General features: G+C 60.1%; 7 protein-coding genes. All 7 read left to right on the top strand.

What is annotated here, in order from left to right:
• Nucleotides 1-474: 474 nt before the first annotated feature.
• The 7 genes from ABZY33_RS32560 (at nucleotide 475) to ABZY33_RS32530 (ending at nucleotide 10,127) form a co-directional block, all read left to right on the top strand.
• Nucleotides 475-1,518, top strand: coding sequence for a UDP-glucuronic acid decarboxylase family protein (locus ABZY33_RS32560; protein ID WP_356495310.1), 1,044 nt, complete (start codon nucleotides 475-477; stop codon nucleotides 1,516-1,518).
• Nucleotides 1,519-1,538: 20 nt separating this feature from the next.
• Nucleotides 1,539-2,639, top strand: coding sequence for a glycosyltransferase family 4 protein (locus ABZY33_RS32555; protein ID WP_356495309.1), 1,101 nt, complete (start codon nucleotides 1,539-1,541; stop codon nucleotides 2,637-2,639).
• An 8-nt stretch (nucleotides 2,640-2,647) separates the two neighbouring features.
• Nucleotides 2,648-3,706 (top strand): glycosyltransferase, encoded by a 1,059-nt coding sequence (locus ABZY33_RS32550; RefSeq protein ID WP_356495308.1) that lies wholly within the window; start codon nucleotides 2,648-2,650, stop codon nucleotides 3,704-3,706.
• A 56-nt stretch (nucleotides 3,707-3,762) separates the two neighbouring features.
• Nucleotides 3,763-5,778 (top strand): carbamoyltransferase C-terminal domain-containing protein, encoded by a 2,016-nt coding sequence (locus tag ABZY33_RS32545; RefSeq protein WP_356495307.1) that lies wholly within the window; start codon nucleotides 3,763-3,765, stop codon nucleotides 5,776-5,778.
• Between the two features lie 442 nt (nucleotides 5,779-6,220).
• Nucleotides 6,221-7,003 (top strand): aminoglycoside phosphotransferase family protein, encoded by a 783-nt coding sequence (locus ABZY33_RS32540; RefSeq protein WP_356495306.1) that lies wholly within the window; start codon nucleotides 6,221-6,223, stop codon nucleotides 7,001-7,003.
• 40 nt (nucleotides 7,004-7,043) lie between these two features.
• Complete coding sequence (locus tag ABZY33_RS32535) at nucleotides 7,044-8,810, top strand: aminotransferase class I/II-fold pyridoxal phosphate-dependent enzyme (protein ID WP_356495305.1); 1,767 nt, start codon at nucleotides 7,044-7,046, stop codon at nucleotides 8,808-8,810.
• A gap of 12 nt (nucleotides 8,811-8,822) precedes the next feature.
• Nucleotides 8,823-10,127 (top strand): aminotransferase class V-fold PLP-dependent enzyme, encoded by a 1,305-nt coding sequence (locus tag ABZY33_RS32530; RefSeq protein ID WP_356495304.1) that lies wholly within the window; start codon nucleotides 8,823-8,825, stop codon nucleotides 10,125-10,127.
• Nucleotides 10,128-10,138 lie beyond the last annotated feature (11 nt).

Raw genomic sequence — 10,138 nt, 5'->3', positions numbered from 1 at the left:
AACGCCGAGCCGACATTCACGAAGCGTTCCTCAAACTGGCCTGCTGCCTCATCACCCACCGACAACTCAGGTCATTGTGTTAGCCGTTCTTAACCCGCGACGCTTCGCGAGCTGAAACACCGGCTACCGCCTCTCTTTGCCACATGGAAGTGGATCTGTGGCGGATAAGCGATGCCCAAGGTCGTCAAGCCAGGTAAGCCCGCCTTCACCAGGCGGTACCCGGTTCACTCCATCTGCCCCACAGTTACCTCCAATTTCCGGATATGAACTCGCAAAATCATGAACATGGGAACATTGACGATTGCACATTTGGCGTGATTGTGATCTTCCAGATGAGCAAATCTCGGGTAGGGTGAATTGAAACAATGCACACTCTCCACGAACGATCGGGCATTTACTCAATTTCGGGAAACTTAGAGTAAGCCTGACAGGAGGGTATGACGGGTTCAAAGGCGATGTCGCATGGGGGTTTCAATGTCTGAGGAAACTAACTGTCGCTCCGACCTTTCGCAGGTCTCAAGGCAGCGTGTCCTGATCGCTGGCGGAGCAGGATTCCTGGGATCGCACCTGAGTGAGAAGTTCATAAATCTCGGCGCCGAAGTTATTTGTCTTGACAATCTGTCGACCGGCAGGCGCGAGAACATCTCCGAGATTATGGACAATCCTCGATTCACATTCATCGAAGCTGATGTCACCAGTGGGAAAGTATTGGAAATTGATGGAAGGCTGGACGCCGTATTTCACCTGGCATCCCCAGCGTCTCCTATCGATTACCAGAACATACCCATTGAAACTCTGCTTGCAGGTAGCGTTGGAACCCGCAACCTTCTGGAAGTTGCTACAGAGAAGGACTCACGCTTTGTCCTGGCTTCAACTTCGGAGGTCTACGGGGAGCCTCTCGAGCACCCTCAAAGGGAAACCTACTTCGGGAACGTCGACTCCACAGGACCCCGAAGTTCGTATGACGAGGCCAAGCGCTATGCCGAAGCACTGACTACCGCGTACCGCCAAGACCGAGGCACAGACACCGCGATAGTACGCATCTTCAACACATACGGGCCGCGGATGCGAGAGAACGACGGGCGCGTCGTGCCGGCGTTCATCGGTCAGGCAATCCGCGGAGTTCCGTTGACCGTGGCTGGCGATGGAGAACAGACGAGGGCTTTCTGTTACGTAGACGACTTGATCGAAGGCATCGTCGCCCTGGCGTCCTCCTCGGAGTACGCTGGGCCAGTCAATCTTGGTAACCCCCAGGAAATGACCATGCTCGAGCTTGCGCACTTGGTTATCGATGTCACTGGCTCTGCATCAGGAATCGACTTCATTCCTCGGCCGGAGGGTGACCCCTCACGCCGGAAGCCTGATATCTCGCTGGCCGCCCGAGAACTGAACTGGTCTCCCCAGGTATCACCGGGTACAGGCCTTAAGCAGACGGCGTCCTGGTTTGCCCGTAACCTCAGTGAACCGCGCACACGCTATACGGTCGTTGGCGACACCCGCAGCCGCGCCAAGCTGTGAAGAGGCCAACTGTCGCACATGTGATCACATCCGCAGGAATCAATGGCGCCACACGCTCAGTGATAGACCTGGCGCGGGAGCAGCAATCAGATGGCTGGGATTCATTGGTTCTGCTCGCCAGAGAGGGATACGCCACCGAGGCGTGTGCCCGTGTCGGCGTACCGACGATGCTACTCCCCGAGCTTCTCGCCGTGGAGAACAAGGATGCGTCCCGCCACCGGCTGATCCGCGAGACCGCAGCGCAGTGCGCACAGCGACTTGGTGGTCTATCCATAGATTTGATTCACACTCACCTACCCAGTGCCGGACTGCGTACTGCAACTCAAATCGGGGAGCGACTGCGGATACCAGTAGTGCAAACGCATCACTCCATCCGAGTTGCGCCCGCCGACGTAGAAACTGCTTTGCAGTCGCAGCTTCAGTTCATTGCGGTTGCCGAATGTGCATCGAAACTTCTCGTGGAGCATGGTATCGAAAAGGATCGCGTGCACTATATTCCAAATGGAATATCCCAGCCTTCGCGCAGTGTGCACTTTTTTGACCCTTCGGGTCGGCCGCATCTAGTCTTCGTCGCAAGACTTGTCCCTGACAAAGGTTTGGATTCGGCACTGGGCGCAATGAAAATTCTCGAAGATCGCCTTGGGGATGCGGCGCCAGATTTGCACGTATTTGGTGATGGTCCGGACCGGGAGCGATGCGAATCACGAGCTTTACGTGACGGGCTGACGGAATCGGTAATGTTCCACGGAACGGTTCCAGACGTTCTGGGGCCAGGGCTGGACGCGCTAGCACTGCTTGCTCCATCTCGGCGGGAAGCTTGTCCGTTGAATGTGCTCGAGGCCATGGCAAGCGGTATTCCTGTGATCACAGTCGGAGTAGGCGACGTGGTCAATATGATTGCCGACCGAGTCAACGGACGTTTGGTTCCGCCTGATGACTCCTGCGCGATCGCGTATTCCGTCATTGAGCTGCTGGCGGATAGTCGAATGCGAAGCCGTTATGCACGGAAAGCGCGCGAGATCTACAGCCGGTCTCATTCACTGAAAGTCATGGCAGACCGCACAGCTGAATTGTATTCGGATATTCTGCGCGCGTTTGCTGACCGCCCGGTTTCCAAGTAAGGAAGATCGTGAAAATTTCTCTTATTGTGCCAGTTCATACAGGTCGCGGCGGGTACGCGGCAGAACTGATTCGCGAGGCACTTTCAGAGCCAGTCCCTGATCTGGAGCTGGTCATCGTGGATAGTTCGGTCGGTGAAGAACGCAAAATCCTTGCGAAAGAGTGCCAGAATTATGACGCCTTGTATCTCGCAGGGCCGAAGGACGCCGCGAGCAAGCGCAACATAGGAGCCCATGCGGCGGTCGGCGAATACCTCCTCTTCGTTGACTCGGACTGCCTGATTTCACCTGACTCAATTCGTAATCATATTGAATTCATGGATGGATCGGCTCCTGACGTCGCGGCCGCGATTGGGCCGACGCTGATGATTGGGAACGACAACCATTACCCGTGGACGGTGTTGAGGCACTCGCTGAAGTACAACCAGTGCTATGACTGGCCGGATCGATATGAGCGTGTGCTTTGGGGGACGACGTCCAACCTCGTAGTCCGCCGGAATGACTTTCTGGCCTCCGGCGGATTCCGGCCCATGCTGCCGGCGCCTGTGGGCGGTGAGGACGTCGATTTCGGCGTCCGATTGACTGAGCTGGGCCGCTCCATCGCTACGAACCCGGACGCTAAGGTGCGGCATCGGCGTGAACACATCACCTCCCTGAGGCCGGTGGCCCGGAGCTTGTACTACTACGGGGTAGCCGACGCAGCACTCGCAACTCACCACCCCGCGCGCAGCATGCGGCATTTTCCTTCGACTGCGGCGACGGTGGGCGCAGGGGCGGCGATGACTGTGCTTGCTGGCCGTACGCATCTCGGATGGAAAGGTGGTGCGATCGTGGGGGCCGCCACCGGCATTGCCGTGCTGGAGAAGGCCCGGCGTTCTGGATCGTTGTACACCGCCACGGGCACCAAGACATCAGGCCGACGAGAGTGGCTCCGATGGCTCCCCGCACGCTGCCTCGATGCAGTCTTCGATCTTGGTGTGACAGCAGGCGCGATAAGGGCTAAGCGTCCCGTTCTTGCGCTGCGCCGGTTCCGCTATGTGAACGAGACCGAATTCCGCGAGAAGCCCTAAGTCGCTCCTCGTCGCCCTAGGACCGATTCTCGTAACTACGCAGTATGGAGCCTTAATTGATCACCCTCGGTATCACGGGAAGTCTCACCGCGCTGCAAGGAAACCGACTCCGCGAGCTGCCCGACTGGTTCTTCCACGATGCGGCTGCAGCTGTCGTGGTCGACGGAGTCACCGTGGCGGCCGTGGAGGAAGAACGCCTGAACCGGATCAAACATACAACGGCCTTTCCTGAACAGGCCATTCGTTTTTGTCTGGACATGGCAGGGATCAATCCGTCTCAGATCGATGAAGTCGCCTTCTTCTTCGGCGAGGAGTACACCGATCTGGAGCTGAACCACCAGTACGTGGAGCGACCAGCGGAGGAACTGGTGAGCGCGCGTGACCTTTTGAAGGAAGGGCTGGAACGAGCGGTCGGGCAAATGCCTGCAAACCGACCGCTCAGCTTCGTCCCACATCATCTTTCTCATGCCTTTGGCTCCTGGGCAGACTCTGGTTTTGATAACAGCTTGGTGACTGTGGTCGACGGTAACGGTGAGTCCGAAAGTATCTCCATTTACCACGCCGAGGCTGGCGCGCTACGTCCGATTAAGACGTACCCGATCGACGCTTCCCTGGGCCACCTTTACCTGGAACTCCTACCGTTGATGGGTTTCAAACGGTTCGATGAGTACAAGGTGATGGGCCTGGCTCCTTACGGAGATCCGTCGGTCTTCCGTAAGGAACTAGAGCGCTTCGTTGAGTTTCTTCCGAACGGTGAAGTCGGCATCGACCGGCCGCCAATGGTGGAGCACTTCCTACGTGCGGGCTTCCGCCCGCGGCGCAAGGGAGAGTCCTTCCGCCAGGCTGACGCAGATCTGGCGGCGGCACTCCAAGAAACCCTGGAAAAGTCGATGCTGCACCTGCTCGGACACTGGCGAGCAGAGACTGGGGAGCAGCGGCTCTGCCTGTCCGGAGGCGTGGCTCACAACTCCTCGAGCAATGGGCGCGTGCTGACATCGGGGTTGTTCAACGAGGTCTTCGTACACCCCGCCTCACACGATGCAGGTGCGGCCCTGGGGGCTGCTCAGTACCGTCAGAGCCTGAGCGGCCTACGCATCGGAGGCCGACGTTTATCTCACGTCTTCTGGGGCCCTGATGTCAACGAGCGAACTGATTCGGGCCAGACAGTGGACCAAGCAGTGCAGCGCTGGAGCCCGTTGCTCACGGTGGAGCGTATATCCGCTGGCGAGGAGACGGACAAGGCTGCGGAACTGATCGCCGAGAACGCGGTGATCGGATGGGCGACGGGCCGATCGGAATTCGGCCCGCGAGCCCTGGGCCACCGCAGCATCTTGGCCGACCCTCGCCTTGCCGAGAACCGGGATCGCGTCAACGCCAAGATCAAAAAGCGTGAGGGCTTCCGTCCGTTCGCTCCGGCCGTGCTGCAGGAGAGGGCCGGCAGCGTCTTCGATCTGACCTCGACGAAGGCTCCACTGGACTTCATGTCCTTCGTGGTCGGCGTCCAACCCGAATGGCGCGACCGTCTCCCCGCAGTCACGCACGTTGACGGAACCGCGCGTGTTCAGGTGATCAACGGGGAACACAACACCAACCTGTGGAACATTGTGAAGAAGTTCGAGGAACGTACGAATGTACCCGTCGTTCTCAATACGTCCTTCAACAACTTCGCAGAGCCCGTCGTCCAGAGCGCAGACGACGTCATCCAGTGCCTGCTGACCACTGGACTCGATGCAGTGATCATGCCTGGCTACCTCCTGAGGCGGGTTCCGGACCTGGACAGTGCACTGCTCTCATGCTCTCTCAAGGCATTGCCGATGACCCGCTTCGAGCGGACCCAATACACGGATACCGAGGGCTCCATCACCGACACCTTCTCCGTGCGACTCGGCGTCCCGCGGTCCCAACCCGTCGCCATCAGCCGGCACCTGTGGAACGCCCTGGCCGACTCTCGGGCACGGACGCTGCCTGTCGGGGACATCCCGGTCGCAGCGGACGACGAGCGCAACCAGCTACTCGCGGAGGTCATGCTTATGTGGGAGAACCGCTACATCGAAGTGGTGCCCACATCTTGAGCCCGGTGAACGAAGCGGCTAGGCCCACTGCATTCAGCGAGCCTGGCTCCCAGTTCGCCCCGCGTGGTGGGCCGGCTGTCGACCGGGCGGGCCCGACAGGGTTCCTGCCCGCTGCCTCCCGCTTTCACAGCGCGACTCCATCCATCTCGGACGCAGAGGCCATCGTCCACGTTCGACCATGCGGTGGGCTGAGAGACGACGAAGCGCGGGGTACCGGGCAGGGCATGCGCGAAAAAACCCGGAGTCATGACGGTCCCCAGTCTCGGGCTGCGCGTAGTGAGCGACCAACGGTCGGAGAGAGGTGGACGGCTCAGTGACGAAACCAGAACTCCCCCTGCCTGAGCGGCTGGTGAGAGCCGCTTCTCGCACCGAGGAGGATCGAAGTTGGCTGACTTCGCTTCCCGTACTCGTCCACTCCCTGTCGCGTCGTTGGGGAGTTGAAGTGCAGGACATCTTCGACTCCCGCTACGGCGCAGTGTTCAAGGTTCGCGGAGGGCCTGCAGGAAAAGCCGTCCTCAAGCTGTCGCCGCCTAACGAGGAAGCCACCCGAGAGGCGGCTGGCCTGGCCGCCTACCAGGGGGCCGCGGTGCCCTCGCTCTACGAGCGCGACGATTCTCTGGGGGCACTGCTCTTCGAGGAGATCCGTTCAGGCCAGCCACTCGCCGCAGCAGAACTGGACGATCGGAAGCAGACGAAGATCATCGCCCAGGTCCTCACATCCCTATGGGCAGTGCCTACCTCGCGGCTTCCTGCAGGCTCGGGTCTCGACGACTACATCGGCACCCGTCCGCACGTCATGCGCGCGCGGTGGAACAGTGAGCAGGACCTCATGCCCAGAAGCCTCCTGGAGCAGGCTCTTGAGGTATTCGAAACATGGCAGCCGACAACGGATCCCGTGATCCTGCACAACGATCTACATCATCAGAACATCTTGTTGTCGCAGAGCGACTGGGTGGCCATAGACCCCAAGTGCCTACGAGGGCCGAGGGAAGCTGATCTTGCCCCGATGCTTCGCAATCCCTGGATGCAGACGCGCGACGTGGGCCAGCTGAGGAAACGTCAGCAGGTACGACTGAGCCTGATGCACGAGATGACTGGCACAGACACGGAACGAGCGCGACGCTACGCCCTTGCCAATACTGTCGATCTTGCCCTGTGGAGTTTCTCGGCAGGCGAGAAGGCAGACGCCGAGTATCTCACCGCCGTCGCGCAGAGCCTGTCGTAGACGGCTAGCCCGACCATTTGTGGAGATTGAGGGTTGTTGCATGCGGCAGAGTGACCTAGCCAGGTTCAATTCACTGCTCGAAGATCTTTATTCACGTTCAACCGTCGACATGGGGGACATTGAGCGTTTCGAGTTTCTCAGTAATAACATGTTTAATGTATTGCTTCCGTCAGGGGCGCTTGGGTCGAATTGGAGAGAGTTTCTTTTCGGTGGTTTGCTGGAGAGTGAGAACAGCCTGGACTCAGGTAATCCCTACTGGCCGGCGGCCCCGGAGTTTCTTAATGAAATCGTCCGTTCGGTCAGTGACATGGACCGGGTGCGCGGGTACTACGGCCCCCAGGCGCAGGAGCGGCTGTGCGATGCGGTGCGTTCCTTCCTGAAGGCTGAGGGCGAAATACCCTCAGCTAACTTGGATGTGACGGTTGGGGCCGGGACCGTACACCTGTACGACCTGCTCTGCCGTCACCTGATACGCCGCGACGGCGACGTCGTGCTGTCCGCACACCCGATCTATGGATTTTTCATTCCGCATGCGGAACGAGCAGGCGGCCGGACAGTGCTGCTGGAGCCAGATAACGGGTTTCGGTGCACACCGGATCTGCTGTATACGTCGATCCGTTCCCTTGAAAGGGACAAAGTAGCGCAATGGACTAAGTCCGCCGCCGCCCAAGTCGAAGTGTGGCTCGCTGCCTTGCTCAGCCGTCTGGGGCACTCAGCCTCACCAGATCTGCTCGATGCCGCCCGCGCTGAGGTCGCCTCCGTCCCACAATGGCCGGACCGGCCGCGGGAGATCGATTCAGTCCTTCAGAGACTGCTTTCTCCGCTCCTGGCCCGTTTCGGACTGGATTGGGAGACGGCCACAGCCGCAGGACGTCTGCCGACGCCACCGCGAGTGGTCACCTGGCTGCACATTAACCCGACCCAGGGCGGCGACCTGTACCGGCAATCTGAAGTGGACGAGCTTGCCGAGGTGCTGACCGAAGCCGGGATCGTGCCCGTCGAAGATCTCGCCTACCACTCGATCCGCGCCCCCCTCTCAGAGGTCGGCTCGTTTCTACGCAGCGATATTCCAGCGCACCAGTTGCTAGGTCTGTCAAAGCCCCTCGGCATCGCCGATTGCCGTGTGGGCCTGCTCGTATCCACGCCAGGTCTGGGCAAGCCTCTGAGCCGGCTGGTGGAGACCTCGGTGGGCTGGGTCCCGACCTTTGTGCAAACCGCGTTGCAGCACGTGCTGGCATCGCCACATATCGGTCAACGGCTTACGTGGCAATCAGAACATGCCCCCGACAGTTACGCTGCAAAGGCGACTCTGGCCCTGGCGACCCTCAAAGGAGTCGACAAGTCGGAATCTCCCGATGTCCGTGCCAGAGCCGCGGCGATCTGCCGCGAGACGGCAGGCACCCTGATCGACCGTGGCGAGGGATCTCTCTCCGCGGACGTGGTCCGGTCGTCGATGGAGCGCTTTCTGGCAAGCGGCCTCAGCCAATGGTTCTCCGTTCCACGACAGCCTGAATCCGGTTTCTTCGTCATGGTGGACTGCGCACCCTTGCTCAAGAGCGACGTCGCGCGCCGACTCGGTCTCTCATGCGCATTTGACGTATTCGCGCTGCTGGTCCACTTCTTCGGAGTGCGGACCATCCCTGAAGAGGTCATGAGCGTGCGGGGAAGAGAAGAGCCGGCGACATTGCTCCGGCTGACCTTTGGCATTCCAGAACAGACCTGGGTTCGCGCATTGCTGCTAATTCATATCGGACTCGAAATCCTGGCAAACCTCACCGAACCCGCAAATGAATATTCGTCTCACTGAAGGAGTGAAAATATGTCCGAAGAACTTGCCCTGCTCGGCGGCCCATGTGCACTGGAGCCTGACGGACACAGCGACCTGTTCGTCTGGCCCGTGCTGGACGACGAGGCGGAAAAGGCGGCACTGAGCGTCCTCGGGTTCCCCAACTTTGAAGGGTCAGGGAACGTCGCCGCGCTCGAGCGTGAGTTCGCCGCCTACTGTGGGGTGCGCTACGCCGTTGGCCAAGTGAACGGTACGGCGGCAGTGCAGGCCGCGCTCTGGGCCGCAGGCGTCAGGCGGGGAGACGAGGTGATTGTGCCCTCCACGACGTACTGGGCTACTGCAATGCCTGCCATGAGCCTGGGCGCCGACGTCGTTTTCGCCGATGTCCAACCGACCACCATGAACATCGATCCAACCAACGTAGAAAAGCGCATCACACCGCGCACACGAGCGATCGTGGCCGTTCACATGCTGGGCTATCCGGCAGACATGGACACGTTGCGGGACATCGGCGAGCGCCACGGCATCGCCATCGTCGAGGACGCTTCACACGCGCACGGATCGCGGTTCCGCGGCAAGACCACCGGAAGTCTTAGTGACATCGCTGCGTTTTCTTTCAGCGGCAAACCCATCGCTGTCGGCGAAGGCGGCATCGTCGTGACCGATGACCGTGATCTGTACGAACGCGTACTCGCCTGGAGCCAGAACTTCCGCTTTAACGAGGAATACATCCGCAACCAGGAGCTTTTGCGCTGGAAGGGCTTGCCGCTGGGCGGAGTCACTTCACGGCTGCACCCGGTCAGTGCCGCGCTGGGACGCGTGCAGCTCAACCGCCTGGACGAGCGGATGGCCGAAGTCGACGCTGCCATGACCTACTTCTGGGACCAGATGCGCACTATCCCTGGGCTCCTGGCGCACCGGCCGCCGGCGGGCGACGACCGAACGATGGGGGCCTGGTACCAGCCCCACGGCCTTTATGTCGCTGACCAGCTCGACGGATTGTCTGCCCACGGCTTCATGAGGGCGATTCGGGCCGAGGGGTTCCCCGCATACACGCGCAACATCATTCGAGAGCCGCTGCACCAGCACCCCGTCTTCGACTACGACGTTTACGCTGGAAACCTCCCGACCGCCAGGCCTGGCGCCGCAATGTCAGTAAGCCTGCCTGTGGCGGAGAATCTGCGAGCGTTCACTGTCCCTCCGTTCAAGAAGTTCGACCGCTCTCGTATCGATCAGTACGTCAACATGTTCCACAAGGTTGCCTCCCAGCACACCCGCCTCCTCAAGTCGGACCCAGGCGACGATGTGGTCGTTCCCGACGATCGCGGAAACGGCTGACGGGACGGCTG

The organism is Streptomyces sp. NPDC006552, assembly GCF_040611655.1.
Lineage (GTDB): Bacteria > Actinomycetota > Actinomycetes > Streptomycetales > Streptomycetaceae > Streptomyces.
Note: the sequence above shows the minus strand (reverse complement) of the source record. Positions and strands in the feature narration are given on the sequence as shown.